Raw genomic sequence first — 16,599 nt, forward strand, 5'->3', positions numbered from 1 at the left:
GTCCGCAGGCCCGATGCATGCCCACGAAGCGCCGATCGACGACTCGCTCGTACGGGAGTTGCTCATCGCACAGTTCCCCCGCTGGGCCGACCTGCCGCTCAAGCGCGTCACGTCGTCCGGAACCGTCAACGCCCTCTACCGGCTCGGCGACGACATGGCCGTACGCCTCCCCCGCATCCCGGAGGGCGCCGGTGACGTGGAGAAGGAACGGCGCTGGCTGCCGCTCCTCGGCCCGCTGCTTCCGTTCCGCATTCCCGAGATCCGCGCCACCGGTGTTCCCGGGGCGGGGTATCCGTGGTCCTGGAGCGTGGGCCGCTGGCTCGACGGCGAACTCCCGGTCGCGGACGACCTCGCCGACCCGGACGGGCTCGCCGCCGACCTCGGCCTGTTCGTCGCCGCGTTGCGGCAGGTCGACCTGGCGGGCGGGCCAACCGCCTACCGGGGCGGACCACTGGCATCCGTGGACGTCGCGACGCGCGACGCGCTCGGCGAACTGGACGGCATGATCGACACCCGTGCCGCCACGGCCGCCTGGGAAACGGCGCTGGCGGCACCCCCGTGGAGCGGTCCGCCCCTGTGGCTCCACTCCGACCTGATGCCCATGAACCTCCTCACCCACCAGGGCCGCCTCAGCGCCGTCCTGGACTTCGGCACCCTCGGCGTCGGCGACCCCGCCTGCGACCTCATCCCCGCCTGGAACCTCCTCCCCGCGGAGGCGAGACCCGTCTTCCGGCACGCCACGGGCGCCGACCACGCCACCTGGGCACGCGGCCGCGGCTGGGCCCTGTCCATGGCTCTGAACCAGCTCCCGTACTACCGCACCACGAACCCCGTGATGGCGGCCAACGCCGAACACGTGATCCGCGAGGTCCTCGCCGATGCGGAGGCGGTCTCCGGGGACGAGCCCTGAGGCCGCCGCGACCTCTCGGCTCACAACACCACGCCCACCAATGGAACACGCATTCGATTCTGGAGTACGCTGGGCTCATGTCCACGCACCTCCAGGCCTCGCTCTTCGACCAGACCGACGAACTGCGCCTCACCCCGCTGAGCAGGATGCGCCGGACCGTGCTGGGCGACGGCGCCTGGATCGACCTGCTGCCCGGGTGGCTGGCCGGGGCCGACGCCCTCTTCGCGCGGCTCGTCGCCGATGTGCCGTGGCAGGCCGAGCGGCGGCAGATGTACGAGCACGTGGTGGACGTACCGAGACTGCTCTCGTACTACGGTGCCGGCGATCCGCTGCCGCATCCGGTCCTCGACGAGGCGCGGGACGCGCTGTCCGCGCACTACGCCGCCGAGCTGGGTGAGCCGTTCAGCACGGCCGGGCTCTGCTACTACCGCGACGGCCGCGACAGCGTGGCCTGGCACGGGGACCGGATCGGGCGGGGAGCACGTGAGGACACCATGGTCGCGATCCTCTCCGTGGGCGCACCGCGCGATCTGGTGCTGCGCCCGCGCCGCGGAGGGCACAGCGTGCGGCGGCCGCTCGGACACGGAGACCTGATCGTGATGGGCGGCTCCTGCCAGCGCACCTGGGAGCACGCCGTCCCCAAGTCGGCGCGGGCGGCGGGGCCACGGATCAGCGTCCAGTTCCGCCCGCGCGGGGTGAACTGAACCGCCGGTTCCTCACACCGGGCGGGTGATGTGCGCCTGCACCGTCGGGCCGTACCGGTCGACGATGTCCTCCACCGGGGTCGCGCGCAGGCTGGTGCCGCGGGCGATGCCGTACATGACACCGAGGCCGAGCAGTGCACTGACGGCGAGTTCGGCGCGCAGGCCCGCGTCGGGGCCGCCGAGGCGTTCGGCGAGCCGGCCGCTGACCTGGGTGCGGAAGTTGGCGCGGAGTATGTCGCCCTGCTCGCCCTGGAGCGGGGCGAACACGATGCGCAGGACGGGATCCGCGCCGCGCTCGGTCTGGCCGATGAGCAGATGCCGGACCATGTGCCGGCCGAGGTCCTCCAGCGGCGCGTCCAGCAGGTCGTCGGCGTCGGACTCGAAGGAGATGACGCGTGCGAAGAGGGCGTCCTTGTTGCCGAAGTACTTCAGGATCAGCGGCGCGCTCACTCCCGCCCGCTCGGCGACCGCCTTGAGTGTGATGTCCGCGTGGGTGCGGCGAGCCAGCAGATAGCGGGCCGCGCGGAGGATGGCCGCCTTCGTCTCCTCGGCGTCGCGGCGCGGCGGAGCGGTGGCGGGTGCCACGAGACCGGGGGGCGGGGTGGTCACGGTGGTCAGGCTCCTTCGAGTGCCTCGTCGTGGGTCGCTTCCGTACGGTCGCGGGTCGGTACGGCGTCACGGGAGGCGGGTTCGGCGGGTATGGCGAGCGCGGCGGCACACGCCACCAGGGCGACCGTACCCGCGATGGCGAAGGCCAGCAGATAGCCGTGCAGCGTGGGTATGGAGACGCCGCCGACGAGGCTGGTGTGGTGGACGAGTACGGCGGCGACGGCGGCGCTGCACACGGCCTGGCCGACGGTCCGCATCAGGACGTTGACGCCGTTCGCGGACGCGGTCTGCCCGGCGGGTACGGCGCGGATGATGAGGGTGGGCAGGGCCGAGTAGGCGAAGGTCGTTCCGATCGACACGACCGTGGCGCCCAGGATGATCACCCACAGGTCGCGGCTGTCCGCGATGCGCACGACATAGCCGCAGGCGATGATCGCGGCGCCGATGGCCAGCGTCACGCGCGGGCCCCGGGACGTCGAGATGCGTGCCGAGACGGGTGAGAGGAGCAGCATGGTCACGCCGCTGGGCAGCAGGCACAGACCGGTCGCCACGATCGACAGGCCGAGCCCGTAGCCGGTGGCCACGGGCGCCTGCACGAGCTGGGCCGTGACCAGCGTGTTGGCGTAGAAGGAGAAGCCGGTCAGGAGCGCCGTCACGTGCGGCAGGGCGACACGCGGGCGGGTGGCCAACTTCAGGTCGACCAGGGGCCGTTCGGCGCGCCGCTGCTGTATCGACCACAGGGTCAGGACGACCGCGCACGCGGCGAACAGGCCCAGGATCCGAGGGCTGGTCCAGCCCCACTGGCCGCCCTGCGACACGCCAAGGAGCAGACAGACCAGGCCCACGGCAAGGCCAAGGGCGCCGAGCGTGTCGAAGCGGCCGGGCTCGCGGACGGGTGACTCCCGCACCGCCCACCGGGCGAGCGCGAGGCCGGTGGCGCTGAGCGCGGTGGTCACCCAGAACATGACGTGCCAGTTGGCGTACTGGACGATCAGGGCGGCGAGCGGCAGGCCGAGGGCGGCGCCGATACCCAGGGTGGAGCTCATCATCGCCACGGCCGAGCCCGTACGCTCCGGCGGCAGTTCGTCCCGCAGGATGCTGATCGACAGGGGGATGACGGCGGCGGCCGCGCCCTGGAGGGCCCGTGCCGCGATCAGTACGGCGATGTCGGAGGTGAGGGCGCACACGAGCGAGCCGAGGGTCATCAGCGCGAGGGCGATCAGCAGCACGCGCCTCTTGCCGTACATGTCGCCCGCGCGGCCCAGCACGGGGGTGAGTACCGCTCCGGACAGCAGGGTCGCCGTGACCATCCAAGAGACCGCGGCTGCCGAGGAGCCCGTCAGCCGGGGCAGGTCGGGCAGCAGCGGCACGACGACCGTCTGCGTGACCGCCATGAGGATCCCGCCGAACGCCAGCACCGGGACCGTCAATCGCTCACGCAGGGCCGCCACAGATACTCCAGAAGTCCACAAAAAATGGGTGAATAGCGATTCACCATAGCCGGTGAATCGCTATTCACCCAAACAGTCTTGGCAAACGGCTACCCGCGGACGCGGGCGGCCTGCACCGTGCGCGCCAGCCGCGGCCCCAGCCAGCGCTTGAACCGGCGCAGCACCTCCAGTTGTCCGGCCGCGCGGTCGATCCGGTAGTACATCTGCGGCGGGATGTACGGCAGCAGCGGCGAGTGGCGCTGGCCGAGCAGGGCGAACATCTGCGCCGGCGGGAGGTGGATGTAGCGCGGAAGGTTCTCGTACCACTGGGCGCTGTGGCGGGCCGCGCTCTGGATCGACAGGAGCTCGGCCTTGCGCTCCCGCTCGTAGTGGGCGAGGGCAGCGCCGAGGTCCGGGATCTCGCGCAGCGCCCCGGCCAACGAGAGGGCGTCCTCCAGCGCGAGGGTGGTGCCCGCGCCGATCGAGTAGTGCGTGGTGTGGGCCGCGTCGCCGATCAGGACCAGATTGCCGCGGTGCCAGGTCCGGTTGGTCAGAGTGCGGAAGTTCAACCACTGCGCGCTGCCGTCGCTCTGCGCCCGCCCGATCAGTGCGTGCCCGTCCAGGAGGTCGGCGAAGAGTTTCTCAAGGAGGGGCAGGCCCTCACCCTCGTTCGCCGTGTCGAGCCCGAGGCCGGTCCAGGTCTCGGGGGAGCACTCGACGACGCAGGTGCTGTGCTCCCCGCTGAACGGGTAGGCGTAGCACCAGATCCAGCCGTGCTCCGTCTCCACGAAGGAGAAGGTGAAGGAGTCGAAGACCTTGGTGGTGCCGAGCCAGACGTAGGTGTTCCGTCCCAGCGTGACATCACTGCCGAAGTGGTCGGCGTGGGGCTCGCGCAGTGCGCTGTTGACTCCGTCGCCCGCGACGACAAGATCGGCGTCGGGCAGCTGGTCGGCGGCCACGTCGTGCTCGAACTCGACGTGCACGCCGAGGGATTCGGCCCGTTCGGCGAGCAGGTCGAGCAGGCGACGGCGGCCGATGCCGAAGCCTTCGTCGCCGGGGTGCACCGTCCTGGATCCGCCGACCTGGGCGACCCCTTCGCTCCAGCGGACCGAGTTCTCGCTGACAGCGAGCGCGGACTCGGGGTCGCCCTCGCGGAGTTTGTCGAGCAGGCCCGCCCAGTACGTCACTCCCCAGCCGTAGGTCGACCCGGCCGGATTCCTTTCGTAGACAGTGATGTCGTGTGACGGGTCCTGACGCTTCATCAGGATCGAGAAGTACAGGCCGGCCGGTCCGCCGCCGACGCACGCGATCTTCACGCGCACTCCCTCTGTTACACATTGCGGTCAAGTGACTGCGAAGCGTAACAGCGAGGAGCTGTGCGCCAGGTTGCACGCGACATTTACTTAATTGTCCGGATCGCAGCCAACCGGCATGCGCCGATTTCTCCCACTCTCCGACGAACCGATAGGCATACCGAGTCGTTCAACAGAGCCCGATACAGGAGGACTTCGTATGCCAGAGCTCACCCGTCGCCGCGCTCTCCGCGCCGCGGCAACGCTGGCCGCCGTGGCCGCTTCCCAGTCCGTCACCGCACCCACGGCTTCCGCCATCGGGCACGACCATGGAGGTCCTGAAGCCTTCGACGAGGTCTACCGGGGCCGCCGCATCGCGGGCGGCCCGCTCAGCGGGAGCGGGCACCATCACGGCGCCGGGTACGCCGTGTTCGTCGACGGCCTGGAGCTGCACGTGATGCGGAACGCCGACGGCAGCTGGATCAGCGTCGTCAGCCACTACGACCCGGTGGCCACCCCGCGCGCCGCCGCCCGCGCCGCGGTCGTGGAACTGCAAGGGGCCCCGCTCGTCCCGTTCCAGGCCAACTGACCCGCCCGCAAGCAGACTGTGGAGTCCCGCACATGACCGTACGCAAGAACCAGGCGAGCCTGACCGCCGACGAGAAGCGGCGTTTCACCGACGCGCTGGTGCAGCTCAAGCGCAGTGGCCGGTACGACGACTTCGTCACCACGCACAACGCCTTCATACTCGGCGACACGGACGACGGTGAGCGGACGGGCCACCGTTCGCCTTCCTTCCTGCCCTGGCACCGCAGATTCCTCATCGAGTTCGAGCAGGCGCTGCAGTCGGTCGACTCCTCCGTCGCGCTCCCCTACTGGAACTGGAGCACCGACCGCTCCACGCGCGCATCCCTGTGGGCGCCCGACTTCCTGGGCGGCACCGGCCGCAGCCGTGACGGCCAGGTGATGGACGGCCCCTTCGCCGCCTCGGCCGGCAACTGGCCGATCAACGTACGCGTCGACAGCCGTACCTATCTCCGCAGGTCGCTCGCCGGAAGTGCCCGGGACCTGCCCACCCGGGCCGAGGTGGAGTCGGTGCTCGCGATGGCGACGTACGACATGGCGCCGTGGAACAGCGCCTCGGACGGCTTCCGCAACCACCTCGAAGGCTGGCGGGGCGTCAACCTCCACAACCGCGTGCACGTCTGGGTGGGCGGCCAGATGGCCACCGGTGTCTCCCCCAACGACCCGGTGTTCTGGCTTCACCACGCCTACATGGACAAGTTGTGGGCCGACTGGCAGCGCCTCCACCCCGGCTCGGGCTACCTGCCCGTGGCCGGGACCCCGGATGTCGTCGACCTGAACGAGACGATGAAGCCGTGGGGCGACGTCCGGCCGGCCGACTTGCTGGATCACACCGCGCACTACACGTTCGACACGGTCTGACAGTAGGAGGCGCCCTACGGTCGGCCGTCTCCGTCGTACGGACAGGCCTTATGCGTCGGCCCTCTCCGTCGTACGGACAGGCCCCACCCCTTGGCCGTCTCCGTCCTGCGGTCGAGCCCTACGCGTCGGCGGTCTCCGTCGTACGGCACTCCGGGTGCCCCCAGCCCGAGCCGTTCTTGGCGATGGGCTCGCCCGCCGCGTAGGAGCGGCCGCACAGGCAGCGGCCGGGGAACTTCGCCTTGATCGTGCGGGCCGGGCCGCCGCCGTCCTGTCGCGCGGTCTTCGCGGGTGCGCGGCGGCGCGCGGTAGCGGCCGGGGCCGTGTCGGGGGCGGCCGGCGGCTGCGGGGAGCCGAGGTCGCTGCCCGCGGGCTCCTGGACGATCGCTGCCTGGCTCGCCGCGCGGTCCGCGAAGTCGTTGAGGCGGTCGCCGTCGACCTGGTGCGCGGGGACGTAACGGAACTCCACGGAGCGGCCGGCGAGGAGTTCGTCGATGCGGGCGACCAGTTCCTGGTTGGCGACGGGCTTTCCGGAGGCCGTCTTCCAGCCCTTGCGCTTCCAGCCGGGCAGCCAGGTGGTGACAGCCTTCATCGCGTACTGGGAGTCCATCCGGATCTCCAGCGGAACGTCCGGCGCGATCGCCGTCAACAGGCGCTCCAGCGCGGTGAGTTCGGCGACGTTGTTCGTCGCCGTGCCCAGCGCGCCGGCCTCCCATCGAGTGGGGATCTCGTCCCCGTCGGCCACGACCCAGGCCCAGCCGGCGGGTCCCGGGTTCCCCTTCGAGGCTCCGTCGCAGGCGGCCACAACGCGTTCAGGCATGGCCCCGATGATGTCACGGCCCGACGGCTGCTCCCGTACCGGGTCGAAGGCCGCCGCGCTCCCCGATCAGCCGCTGCCCCAGCGGGGTGGCCGTGTGAAGGACGTATTTGCCGTCTCGGCGGCTGACCACAAGTCCTCCGTCGCGCAGGACGCCGATCTGGTAGCTGGCGCTGGGCAGCGCGATCCCCACGGCCGCGGCGACCTCGGAGGTGGTCCGCGCGTGCCGGCCCGCCACCTCGGCCAGTACAGCGCTGCGGGTGCGGCCCAGCAGACGTTCGACGCCGTCGTCCGTGGCGCGCGCGACGGTGAGCGGTGCCTTCCCCACCGGGTAGACGAGCACCGGGTCGAGGCCGGGGTCCGCGAGTGCGGTCGGCCGGCGCCAGCAGAAGAAGGAGGGGACGAGGAGCAGGCCGCGCCCCTCCAGATGGAGATCGCGCTCGATGGGGTAGTCCACTTCCAGTACAGGTGACTTCCAGCGCGCCAATGGACCCAGCCCGTCCAGGAGCGCCTGGGTGCCGCCGTCGAGGAGGTGCCGGGAGCGCAGGTCGACGTCGTCCGCGACCGCCCTGCGGATGTGCGGCCAGTACGGCTCCAGCAGGGCACGGAAGTAGATCCCGAGAGCGTTGGCCAGGGACCTCAGTGAATCGCCGCCCGGTCTGCCGAGCGAGGTCGCCCAGTCCGGAACGGGGCGGGAGTCGGCCAGCCGGGTCAGGTCGCGCACCAGCTGGGTGCGCGGGGTGCGCCGCAGCTGGTCGAGACCGGTCGGCAGATCGCCGCCTGGCACCGACGGCGTGAGGAAGTCCGGGATGTAGCCCGCTGCGGGAATCAGCGTCCGAAGCGGGCGCAGTGCACGGCTCGCGACCGGGTCGGTGGAGAGCCGGTCGCGGGCGGCGCGGCGCCAGTGACCGAAGTCGAGCGGTCCTTGCCCGGTCTCCAACCGGCAGACGCTGCAGACCAGTTCCCACAGCGGATCCGGTTGCCGGGCCACCCGGACGTTTTGCAGATCGTGCGACGTGAAGTGAATGCGGAGCATGCGGTCTCCCGCGATTCTTGTGGGGGTTCGGTCACCCGGAGGTGCAGCGGCCACAAGAAGGGACGATCAACCACGTCCGCACGGTTGCCCCGGCGGCCGACGGGTTCAGGGCACGTCGGTCAACTTGGGCATGTCGCCTTCGGTCGTGTTGAGGTCGATGACGGAGAACGACGCGCCCTGCGGGTCGCTCAGCGCCGCGAACCGGCCGAACGGGCTGCCCATGGGCCCGAAACGCAGGACGGCGCCGCGCTCGGTCGCCTTCGCCACCGCCGCGTCGCAGTCCTCGACGCCGAAGTAGATATTGACGTACGACGGGACCTCGGGCGGGAAGTCGTCCGTCATCTTCATGCGGCCCAGGACGGTGTCCTCGCCGACGTTGAAGATTCTGAAGTCGAACTCGGAGTCGTCCATCTGCTTCGCCGTGAACGGGAAGACGGCGGGCAGGAACCCGTCGGTCTTCTCCGGCTCACGGGTGAAGACCTCGGCCCAGGCGTACGCGCCGGGCACGGATGTGGCTTCGAAGCCCTCGTGGACGCCTGCCTGCCAGACACCGAAGACGGCGCCGCTGGGCTCACTGGCCAGGGCCATGGTGCCGAAGTCGCCGACCTGCATCGGCTCCATCAGGATCGCGCCGCCGTTGTCCCGGATCTTCTGCGTGGTGGCGGCGGCGTCGGGCGAGGCGAAGTACAGGCACCAGGCGGACTGGCCCTCCGCCCCCGGCATCGGCGGGACGACGGCGGCCACCGCTTTGCCGTCCTTGTACGCCTGCGTGTAGTTGCCGTACTCGCTGGACGACTCGCCGAACGTCCAGCCGAGCACGTCGCCGTAGAAACTCTTGGCTCCCTCGACATCGCTGAACATCGCGTCCGCCCAACAGGGCGTTCCCTCATGTTGTACGGCCATGACGTCCGACCTTCTCCGGTTGGGTGACTGGTTCCACGCTTCACGCTAGTCAGCCGCGGCTCCGGCCGCGCGCCGAACGGGACGTTCCGCATGAAAATGGAGAGCGGGCACCGGCAGTCGGCGACGGGACGGGGCACGGGATGATGCGAGCGTGGGAGGTGGCCCGGCCCGGGCCGATCGAACAAGGGCCGCTGCGCCTCGTCGAGAAACCGGTGCCGGTGCCGCGGGCCGGCGAACTCCTCGTCCATGTCCGCGCCTGCGGGGTCTGCCGCACCGACCTGCACGTCGCCGAGGGCGACCTGCCCGTGCACCGGCCCGGTGTGACGCCGGGGCACGAGGTCGTCGGCGTGGTCGCGGCACTCGGGGAGGGCGTACGCGACCACGCCCTCGGCGACCGGGTGGGCGTCGCCTGGCTGCGCGGCACGGACGGCACCTGCGGGTACTGCACGCGCGGCGCCGAGAACCTCTGCCCGGCGTCCGCGTACACGGGCTGGGACGCCGACGGCGGCTACGCGGAGTACACGACCGTCCCGGCCGATTTCGCGTACCGGCTGCCCGGCGACGTGGACGACGTCGCGCTGGCCCCGCTGCTGTGCGCGGGCATCATCGGCTATCGGGCGCTGCAGCGGGCCGCGCTGCCGCCGGGCGGGCGGCTCGGACTTTACGGGTTCGGCGGCAGCGCCCACCTGTGCGCACAGCTCGCGCTCGCGCAGGGTGCCACCGTGCACGTACTGACGCGGGACCCGGCGGCCAGGCGGCTGGCGCTCGGCCTCGGGGCGGCGTCCGCGCGCGGGGCCTACGAGGAGCCTCCCGAGCCGCTGGACAGCGCGATCCTGTTCGCGCCGGTCGGCGACCTGGTCCCGGTGGCCCTGCGGGCGCTGGACCGGGGCGGGGTCCTTTCCGTCGCCGGGATCCATCTGAGCGACACCCCGCCCCTCGACTACGAGCGGGAGCTGTTCTACGAGAGGGAACTGCGCAGCGTCACCTCGAACACCCGCGAGGACGGGCGGGCGTTTCTGGCGCTCGCGGCACGCCACGGCGTACGGGCGACCACGCACACGTACCCGCTGTCGCGCGCCCAGGGGGCCCTCCAGGACCTCAAGGCCGGCCGCTTCGACGGTGCTGCCGTGCTGGTGAACGACGTGCCGCCCCGGCCCTGACCGGGGTGCGGGCCCCTCTCCGCCGTGCGTGGATGGACCCAGGTGTGCAGGGCGGTGGAGGTGGCATGACGGACCCAGTCGGTGAGGACGCTCCGGGTGCTCGGTCGCCGTTCGCTGCCATGGCGGATGCCTTCGATTCGATCGGGACCACGCTGGACGAGCGGATCACCTGCGAGGAACTCGCCGCGTTCGTGTGCCGGCACTTCTGCGAGGCCTCGACGGTGGACCTGCTGCCCGCGGACGCCCCCGCGGCCACGCAGCACCCGCACGCACCGGGCCTGTCGCGCCTGGCGACGGCGGAAGACCCCGAGCTGCTAGGTCCTGTCGTCACCTTCCCGTCTGCCTCGCGACACCACGCACGCCCTCCCGCCGCACCGGGCGCAGACCCAAGTACATCCAGTACGAGAGTCCACGCCCGGCACACCGAGAACACGCACCTACTGCGACACAGGCTGCTGCCGCAGCGGGCGCGAGGCCGCCCTCCGGGCGACGACGGGAATGTGAGGACAGGACCTAGCCCCGTGGCCCGCGCACGGGGCACGGCCCCTGTCCGCGCAGGCACTGGACGAGGGGTATCCGATCAGCGCTTCGATCGACCTGACCGGGCGGGTCCCACGACAGGTCATGACCGTTCCGCTGCTCGAACTGCACGGCGGCCGGATCACCGCCCGGAGCGAGGGTCCCGGAACCGGCGCCTCGTTCGCCGCCCTGCTCCCCCTCGCCCCCTCCGGCACCCCGCAACCACGCCCCGTGGCGCAGGCCCGCCCCGCGCCACGCCAGCTGGCCATCCTGATCGTCGAGGACAACACGGACCTGGCCACGACCTACCGAGCCCTGCTGGAAAGACAGGGGCACCACGTCACGGCCGTGCACACGAGAACGGACGCACTGCTCGCCACCGAGTCCAGCCTCTTCGACGTCGTCCTGTGCGACCTCGGTCTGCCCGACATCGACGGATACACGGTCGCCCGCGAGGTGCGCTCACGCCCGCACGGCGACAAGCTGCGGCTCATCGCGGTCTCCGGGTTCAGCCGGGGCTCCGACCGCGGCGAGTCCCGGGCCGCCGGATTCGACGCCCACATGGCGAAATCACTGCCGCTCGCGGCCCTGGTGGAGCTTCTCTCGGGAACCGTCCAGGGCTGACAGCGGCACCTGGTCCTCCTTCAACTCGATTGAACCCGGGGAGAGTTGTGACCGCGGTGTCTTCCCCCCTGGGCCCGGCTGTGCTTGCCTGGGGACCCTTTCAGTGGGCGGGGCGGGAGTTGCCGTATGCGCGGACGGTGGATCGTGGGGGCGCTGCTGGCCGGGTTGCTGCTCGGCGCGTGCGGCGACCCGGCGTCGGGCCCCGAGGCGGCACCGCCCGCCCGCGCGACGCCCGACGCCTCTTCGGCACCGACCTCGACGACACGTCAGCGGCCCGCCGCCTCCGCCTCCCCCGACACATCCGGCGCCCCCTCGGGGGCTCCTACGGTGCTCTACCTCGGGGACTCGCTCGCCATGGAGAACCAGAAGGTTCTCGGCGATCTGCTGCGGGACCAACTGGACGCGCAGTACACGAGTGCCCCGTACTCGGGCACCACCCTGTGCGACTACCTCGAAGGCACCGCGGACAGATCTCTCGTACCGCCCGCCGACAAGGCGGCCGCCCTGGTGCGCTCGCTGCGGCCGGACTTCGTCGTGCTGCAGTTCTGGGGCAACTCCTGGGGCTACACCCCGTGCATGGACGGCATCACCTACGACAAGTCGAGGAAGACGTACTTCGAGCGGTACGAAGCCGACATGAAGCGGCTGGCCGGGCAGATCACCGACGCGGGCGGCACGCGGCCACCCATGATCGTGTGGGTGCTCCAGGGCCCCGACCCGATCACCCCCGACCGGGTCCGGGACGTCAACGCGCTGTACGAGGAGCGGGCCCGCGCCACCGGCGAACTGCTCGCCGACGCCGGGAAGACCGTGAGCCCCGCATCGGCACGCAACACCTGGGTCCAGTACCTGCCGTGCACCTCGTACGAGCACGAGCACCCCGAGTACTGCACCCAGCCGGTCAGCGACCGCACCGCCCTGCACCGAGAGGACGACTACCTGCACTTCTGCCTGGCGCCGACCACGTCCACACCGAAGCCGTGCCCGGTCCGCTCGCCGGGGATCATGCGCCTCACGCGGGAGATCACCCGGGTGATCGCCGCCCACGCCGACTGAAGGACTGGCCCGGGTCCTGGTCTCCGGCGTTCCGGTAGTCGAACCGCAGACGCCGGTGGCGGTCGGTGTCCTCCGTGAACAGCGCGCGTCGACGAGGCGCCCGAGCTGGAGGACAACGAGGGCAAGGCGGAGGTGACCTCGCTGCGCGGCGCCATCGCCATCGCCTTCGCCTTCGCCTTCGCCTTCGCCTTCCAGGGAATGGGGCACGCGTACGACGAGAACCGGCCGACCCCGTACGGGACTTCGGTCTGTCCGTCTCCCCCGGCGAGACCATCGCCCTCGTCGGTGCCTCGGGGGCCGGGAAGTCCACGGTGCTCAATCTCGTGAGCGGCTCCGTCCGACCTCGGGTCGGCCGCTGCTCGCCGGAACCGACATGAACACCCTGGACCTGCGCACCAGCCGCCGGTGCGGGAGGCGTTGCGCGACTCCGACGCGCTGGAGCGCGTTGACCGACTGCCGCACGGGCTCGACACTGTGGTGAGCGAGCACGGGGCCCGGCTCTCCCGGAGACAACGGCAGCGGCTCGCCATCGCGCGGGCGCTGATCCGCGATGACCCCGGGTGCTCATCGAGGTCGCCTCGGCGCTGCACAGCGGTCAGCCCGCCCGGGCCTCAGGGGGATGCCGGCCGGCCGCTGTGCGCCAGGGTCGGCGGACCGTGCGCCGGTCCGCTACTCGCCCGCGTACGCCCTCTCCAGGGCCGCGAGGTCCAGCTTGCCCATCTTGAGCATGGCCGCGGTCGCGCGGGCCGCCTTCGCCTGGTCCGGGTCCATGACCATGTCGATGAGCTTCACCGGGACGATCTGCCAGGACAGGCCGAACCTGTCCTTGAGCCAGCCGCAGGGGCCGCCCTCGCCGCCGCCCTCGGTGAGCTTGTTCCAGTAGAAGTCCACCTCGTCCTGGTCCTGGCAGTCGACCTGGAAGGAGATGGCCTCGTTGAACGTGAACTGCGGGCCGCCGTTCAGGCCGATGAACTTCTGCCCGTTGGCCACGAACTCGACGGTCAGCACGGAACCGGCGGGGCCCGGACCGGCCTCCGTCACCCGGGCGATCCGGCCGAGCTCGGAGTTCTTGAAGACCGAGACATAGAAGTGCGCGGCCTCCTCGGCCTGACCGTCGAACCACAGACAGGTGGTGAATCCATTGGCGGACATGAGTACCTCCTCGGGCGGGGAAACGTCGTCACTTCTGTCGACTGATCCTCGCCCGAGAACTCATCGGCGGCGCGGGCCCGGGTTCAGCTCATCGTGCCGAACAGTCCCGGGTTCGGGCTCTCCGGGCCGACGCGGGTCACCCGGCCGGGAGTCTCAGCGGGCCCCGTACCCACTCACCTACACACCCGCTCGCCTCCGAACCCCTCTGCCCGTAGCGAATCTGCTGCCAGCCGAGAAACCCCAATCCCGAGCGCAATCGGTCCGAGAGTGGAGATCGCGGCGACGAGAACCGCGCCGCGCCGACACATCACGGAGGACCGATGACTCCACTCATCACCGGCTGGGACCCGGCTCGCGCACCGCGGGCCGACGAGGGCGACACGCCCGCGACGCGCTTCGACGACCATCTGGCCGCGCAACTGCTCGCGCAGCGCATCGTCCTGCTCGGTACGCAGGTCGACGAGGTCTCCGCGAACCGGGTCTGCGCCCAACTGCTCCTGCTGTCCGCGGAGGACTCGCGGACCGACATCAGCCTGTACATCAACAGCCCGGGCGGATCGGTGACCGCGGGCCTGGCGATCTACGACACGATGACGCTGATCCCGAACGACGTCTCGACACTCGCCATGGGATTCGCGGCGAGCATGGGTCAGTTCCTGCTCAGCGTCGGCGCGCACGGCAAACGCTTCGCGCTGCCGAACGCGCGGATCATGATGCACCAGCCGTCGGCCGGCATCGGCGGAACCACCGCGGACATCGAGATCCAGGCGCAGAACCTGGAGTTCACGAAGAAGGCCATCGAGCGGATCACCGCGGAGCACACCGGCCAGAGCGAGGAGACGATCTCCCGCGACGGCGACCGCGACCGCTGGTTCACGGCCGAACAGGCGAAGGACTACGGCATGGTGGACCGGGTCGTGGAGTCGCTCGACGACGTCCGCCCGGCCGCGTCACGGCGACGGATGGGGCTCTGACATGGGTACGTACACGATTCCGAATGTGGTCGACCGGACTCCACAGGGCGAGCGCTCGTACGACGTCTTCAGCAAGCTGCTGTCCGAGCGGATCATCTTCCTCGGCACGGAGATCGACGACGGGGTCGCGAACGTCGTCATCGCACAGCTCCTCCATCTGGAGTCGTCGAGCCCGGACAGTGAGATCGCGATCTACATCAACTCGCCCGGGGGATCGTTCACTTCACTCATGGCGATCTACGACACGATGACGTACGTACAGGCGCCGATCTCGACGTTCTGTGTCGGGCAGGCGGCCTCGACCGCGGCGGTACTGCTGGCCGGCGGCGATCCCGGGCGGCGGTTCGTGCTGGAGCATGCGCGCGTGCTGCTGGGTCAGCCCGCGAGCGGCGGCCGGCAGGGCACGGTCTCCGACCTCGCCCTCCAGGCCAAGGAGATGCTCCGCATCCGCTCGCAGGTCGAGGAGGTCCTCTCGCGGCACACGCACCACGATGTCGCGACCCTCCGCGCGGACATGGACCGCGACAAGGTCTTCACCGCGCAGGAGGCCGTGGCGTACGGGATCGCCGACGAGGTGGTGAGCCGACGTCTCCCGGTGGCCTGACGCTCCAAGCGCCCTCCCGACCACAACGGAGGCCTGCCAGTTGTCGTTCGTAATGTCCGTCCACCTACGTTGAGCCGAACGGCAAGCGGCTCGCCTCGACGTGATCTGTCCGACGCGTGCTGGCAGTTGATCGAACCGTTGCCGGCCGCCTGGCGCTTCGAGTGCCGGGGGCTGAGCATCGGCGGCAATGCTCGGTACCTGTACCTGTGGATCAGCCCGGAAGGCACGCGGAGGGCACGCGGAGGGCGTACCTTCCCGATTGATTCTGTGATGGTCACCGAGTAGGGAGGCGTTGTGAGCGCCGGTCGGGAAGGCATGCCCGTGCTCACCGTAGGGAATGACGACAGCTCCATGCGAGACGGCTCTCTGATCCTCGAGATCGTGCGCGAGGGCGCGCGAGGGATGCCGGCCGCCGCGCTCTAAGCGGACGTAGACGCCTTCAGCGCCGAGTTGGCCGAGTGGCGGGACGAGCGGGGCCGACGACTGGTCGTCCGCAACGGTTCCTTGGCAGCTCCGGAGAACTCCCCCCCTACGGGCGTCCCGTCCCGGCCGTCCTGGACGACCTCCTCGTGGTCGCTGACGACGCCATCCTGGTCCAGGAGGCGTCGATCACCGCCGGTATGCGGATGCTCCTCGACCACGCCGGCCTCGTCGTCGAACCGTCGGCCGCGCTCGGCATCGCGGCGATCCTCGAAGACCGCGACCGCTTCGCCGACCGATACGTAGTCACCATCACGTGCGGCAGCAATGTCGACGTGGACGCCTATCACCGCTGGGTCGGTGCGGCTCCCATCCACAGGTCTTGACACTTGCTCCGGTCGTTGTCACGGCCTTGGACGGGACGCCGTCGGCGTCCCTTCTCCAGGATCCCGCCCGCGCCGGTGCGGATCAACGGCCCGGGACGGCCGCGCCTGTCGTGTCCTTGGTTGGTGACCGTCGCCGGGTGGGCGACGGGCTGGGTTCCGCGTCGGTCATTGCCTTGGCGCTGCCCCGCAGTTCGTCGCGCTGCTTGCCCTGCCAGGGCTGCGGCGCGTCGGCGAGCAGGTGCCCTCGGCGAAGCCGTTCCGTACGCGCAGATCGTCCTCAACGAGGATGCTCCAGCGCGAGGTCGAGGATGCGTCCGGCAGACGTGACGCCCACCTCGGCCGGGTGACGTACCACAGGAGTTCCCGCGGTACCGCTGAGTGCCATGGTTGCCCCGCGCGATCGCCGCCCCCTCCTCGCGGCAGGGGGTTAACCCCACCACTGATCCGGATGACCGCCCCATCGTGCCGGCTCGCACTCTGCGGACATCGTGGGACGGCACAGGGAGGCGGGCTTGAGGAACATCGATCGCGGCGAACACCGCGATCCCCAACATAATGGC

At 70.6% G+C, this 16,599-nt stretch carries 16 protein-coding genes and 2 pseudogenes; 11 read left to right on the forward strand and 7 right to left on the reverse strand.

Annotated features, from left to right (window positions below):
- Nucleotides 1-13: 13 nt before the first annotated feature.
- Entirely contained in the window at nucleotides 14-910 is an 897-nt protein-coding gene (locus ACFWP7_RS27230; protein ID WP_384386075.1) for an aminoglycoside phosphotransferase family protein, read from the forward strand.
- Nucleotides 911-987: 77 nt separating this feature from the next.
- The gene (locus ACFWP7_RS27235; RefSeq protein ID WP_384386078.1) at nucleotides 988-1,614 is read left to right on the forward strand and encodes an alpha-ketoglutarate-dependent dioxygenase AlkB; all 627 of its coding nucleotides are present in this window, start codon (nucleotides 988-990) and stop codon (nucleotides 1,612-1,614) included.
- A gap of 12 nt (nucleotides 1,615-1,626) precedes the next feature.
- Here ACFWP7_RS27235 and ACFWP7_RS27240 read toward each other — a convergent pair whose 3' ends face one another.
- The 3 genes from ACFWP7_RS27240 to ACFWP7_RS27250 form a co-directional block, all read right to left on the reverse strand.
- The gene (locus ACFWP7_RS27240) at nucleotides 1,627-2,232 is read right to left on the reverse strand and encodes a TetR family transcriptional regulator (RefSeq protein ID WP_384386189.1); all 606 of its coding nucleotides are present in this window, start codon (nucleotides 2,230-2,232) and stop codon (nucleotides 1,627-1,629) included.
- Nucleotides 2,229-3,674 (reverse strand): MFS transporter, encoded by a 1,446-nt coding sequence (locus ACFWP7_RS27245; protein ID WP_384386081.1) that lies wholly within the window; start codon nucleotides 3,672-3,674, stop codon nucleotides 2,229-2,231. Before ACFWP7_RS27245 ends, ACFWP7_RS27240 begins: the two co-directional genes overlap by 4 nt.
- Nucleotides 3,675-3,763: 89 nt before the next feature.
- Nucleotides 3,764-4,969, reverse strand: a complete 1,206-nt coding sequence (locus ACFWP7_RS27250) for an FAD-dependent monooxygenase (RefSeq protein ID WP_384386084.1) — start codon at nucleotides 4,967-4,969, stop codon at nucleotides 3,764-3,766.
- A 196-nt stretch (nucleotides 4,970-5,165) separates the two neighbouring features.
- Here ACFWP7_RS27250 and ACFWP7_RS27255 point away from each other — a divergent pair, with 196 nt between their 5' ends.
- Both ACFWP7_RS27255 and ACFWP7_RS27260 read left to right on the forward strand, forming a co-directional pair.
- The gene (locus ACFWP7_RS27255) at nucleotides 5,166-5,534 is read left to right on the forward strand and encodes a tyrosinase cofactor (RefSeq protein ID WP_384386086.1); all 369 of its coding nucleotides are present in this window, start codon (nucleotides 5,166-5,168) and stop codon (nucleotides 5,532-5,534) included.
- Between the two features lie 32 nt (nucleotides 5,535-5,566).
- Nucleotides 5,567-6,391 (forward strand): tyrosinase family protein, encoded by an 825-nt coding sequence (locus ACFWP7_RS27260; protein WP_384386089.1) that lies wholly within the window; start codon nucleotides 5,567-5,569, stop codon nucleotides 6,389-6,391.
- A 118-nt stretch (nucleotides 6,392-6,509) separates the two neighbouring features.
- On the opposite strand, the gene ACFWP7_RS27265 is transcribed toward ACFWP7_RS27260, so the two are convergent.
- From ACFWP7_RS27265 to ACFWP7_RS27275, 3 genes are all read right to left on the reverse strand, one after another.
- Entirely contained in the window at nucleotides 6,510-7,220 is a 711-nt protein-coding gene (locus tag ACFWP7_RS27265) for a ribonuclease H (protein ID WP_384386192.1), read from the reverse strand.
- A gap of 1 nt (nucleotide 7,221) precedes the next feature.
- Complete coding sequence (locus tag ACFWP7_RS27270; RefSeq protein WP_384386092.1) at nucleotides 7,222-8,241, reverse strand: ArsR/SmtB family transcription factor; 1,020 nt, start codon at nucleotides 8,239-8,241, stop codon at nucleotides 7,222-7,224.
- Between the two features lie 105 nt (nucleotides 8,242-8,346).
- Nucleotides 8,347-9,144 carry a VOC family protein gene (locus tag ACFWP7_RS27275; protein ID WP_384386095.1) on the reverse strand — a complete coding sequence of 266 codons (798 nt, stop codon included), beginning with the start codon at nucleotides 9,142-9,144 and terminating at the stop codon, nucleotides 8,347-8,349.
- Between the two features lie 143 nt (nucleotides 9,145-9,287).
- Here ACFWP7_RS27275 and ACFWP7_RS27280 point away from each other — a divergent pair, with 143 nt between their 5' ends.
- The 4 genes and pseudogenes from ACFWP7_RS27280 to ACFWP7_RS27295 form a co-directional block, all read left to right on the forward strand.
- A complete protein-coding gene (locus tag ACFWP7_RS27280; protein ID WP_384386195.1) occupies nucleotides 9,288-10,304 on the forward strand; it encodes a zinc-binding alcohol dehydrogenase family protein in 1,017 nt (338 codons plus the stop codon).
- A 624-nt stretch (nucleotides 10,305-10,928) separates the two neighbouring features.
- Entirely contained in the window at nucleotides 10,929-11,447 is a 519-nt protein-coding gene (locus ACFWP7_RS27285) for a response regulator (protein ID WP_384386098.1), read from the forward strand.
- Nucleotides 11,448-11,573: 126 nt separating this feature from the next.
- A complete protein-coding gene (locus ACFWP7_RS27290) occupies nucleotides 11,574-12,503 on the forward strand; it encodes an SGNH/GDSL hydrolase family protein (protein WP_384386101.1) in 930 nt (309 codons plus the stop codon).
- Nucleotides 12,504-12,596: 93 nt separating this feature from the next.
- A pseudogene (locus ACFWP7_RS27295) lies at nucleotides 12,597-13,108 on the forward strand (ATP-binding cassette domain-containing protein); the annotation flags it as partial.
- A 64-nt stretch (nucleotides 13,109-13,172) separates the two neighbouring features.
- Here ACFWP7_RS27295 and ACFWP7_RS27300 read toward each other — a convergent pair.
- Nucleotides 13,173-13,655 carry a VOC family protein gene (locus ACFWP7_RS27300; protein ID WP_384386104.1) on the reverse strand — a complete coding sequence of 161 codons (483 nt, stop codon included), beginning with the start codon at nucleotides 13,653-13,655 and terminating at the stop codon, nucleotides 13,173-13,175.
- 320 nt (nucleotides 13,656-13,975) lie between these two features.
- Here ACFWP7_RS27300 and ACFWP7_RS27305 point away from each other — a divergent pair, with 320 nt between their 5' ends.
- The 3 genes and pseudogenes from ACFWP7_RS27305 to ACFWP7_RS27315 all read left to right on the forward strand — a co-directional run.
- The gene (locus tag ACFWP7_RS27305) at nucleotides 13,976-14,629 is read left to right on the forward strand and encodes an ATP-dependent Clp protease proteolytic subunit (RefSeq protein ID WP_365442448.1); all 654 of its coding nucleotides are present in this window, start codon (nucleotides 13,976-13,978) and stop codon (nucleotides 14,627-14,629) included.
- A gap of 1 nt (nucleotide 14,630) precedes the next feature.
- Nucleotides 14,631-15,233: a ClpP family protease gene (locus tag ACFWP7_RS27310; RefSeq protein WP_384386108.1), complete on the forward strand. Its 603-nt coding sequence runs from the start codon at nucleotides 14,631-14,633 to the stop codon at nucleotides 15,231-15,233.
- 539 nt (nucleotides 15,234-15,772) lie between these two features.
- Nucleotides 15,773-16,039, forward strand: a pseudogene (locus tag ACFWP7_RS27315) (threonine dehydratase); the annotation flags it as partial.
- Nucleotides 16,040-16,599: the final 560 nt, after the last annotated feature.

Origin of the sequence: Streptomyces sp. NPDC058470 (assembly GCF_042721055.1) — a bacterium.
Taxonomy (GTDB): Bacteria; Actinomycetota; Actinomycetes; order Streptomycetales; family Streptomycetaceae; genus Streptomyces.

What these genes read in the sequence shown, in the direction of transcription:
- ACFWP7_RS27275 (WP_384386095.1), bottom strand. Translation starts at nt 9,144, where the DNA reads ATGGCCGTACAACATGAGGGAACGCCCTGTTGGGCGGACGCGATGTTC.
- ACFWP7_RS27255 (WP_384386086.1), top strand. Translation starts at nt 5,166, where the DNA reads ATGCCAGAGCTCACCCGTCGCCGCGCTCTCCGCGCCGCGGCAACGCTG.
- ACFWP7_RS27260 (WP_384386089.1), top strand. Translation starts at nt 5,567, where the DNA reads ATGACCGTACGCAAGAACCAGGCGAGCCTGACCGCCGACGAGAAGCGG.
- ACFWP7_RS27285 (WP_384386098.1), top strand. Translation starts at nt 10,929, where the DNA reads ATGACCGTTCCGCTGCTCGAACTGCACGGCGGCCGGATCACCGCCCGG.
- ACFWP7_RS27305 (WP_365442448.1), top strand. Translation starts at nt 13,976, where the DNA reads ATGACTCCACTCATCACCGGCTGGGACCCGGCTCGCGCACCGCGGGCC.
- ACFWP7_RS27310 (WP_384386108.1), top strand. Translation starts at nt 14,631, where the DNA reads ATGGGTACGTACACGATTCCGAATGTGGTCGACCGGACTCCACAGGGC.
- ACFWP7_RS27300 (WP_384386104.1), bottom strand. Translation starts at nt 13,655, where the DNA reads ATGTCCGCCAATGGATTCACCACCTGTCTGTGGTTCGACGGTCAGGCC.
- ACFWP7_RS27270 (WP_384386092.1), bottom strand. Translation starts at nt 8,241, where the DNA reads ATGCTCCGCATTCACTTCACGTCGCACGATCTGCAAAACGTCCGGGTG.
- ACFWP7_RS27280 (WP_384386195.1), top strand. Translation starts at nt 9,288, where the DNA reads ATGCGAGCGTGGGAGGTGGCCCGGCCCGGGCCGATCGAACAAGGGCCG.
- ACFWP7_RS27230 (WP_384386075.1), top strand. Translation starts at nt 14, where the DNA reads ATGCATGCCCACGAAGCGCCGATCGACGACTCGCTCGTACGGGAGTTG.
- ACFWP7_RS27290 (WP_384386101.1), top strand. Translation starts at nt 11,574, where the DNA reads ATGCGCGGACGGTGGATCGTGGGGGCGCTGCTGGCCGGGTTGCTGCTC.
- ACFWP7_RS27235 (WP_384386078.1), top strand. Translation starts at nt 988, where the DNA reads ATGTCCACGCACCTCCAGGCCTCGCTCTTCGACCAGACCGACGAACTG.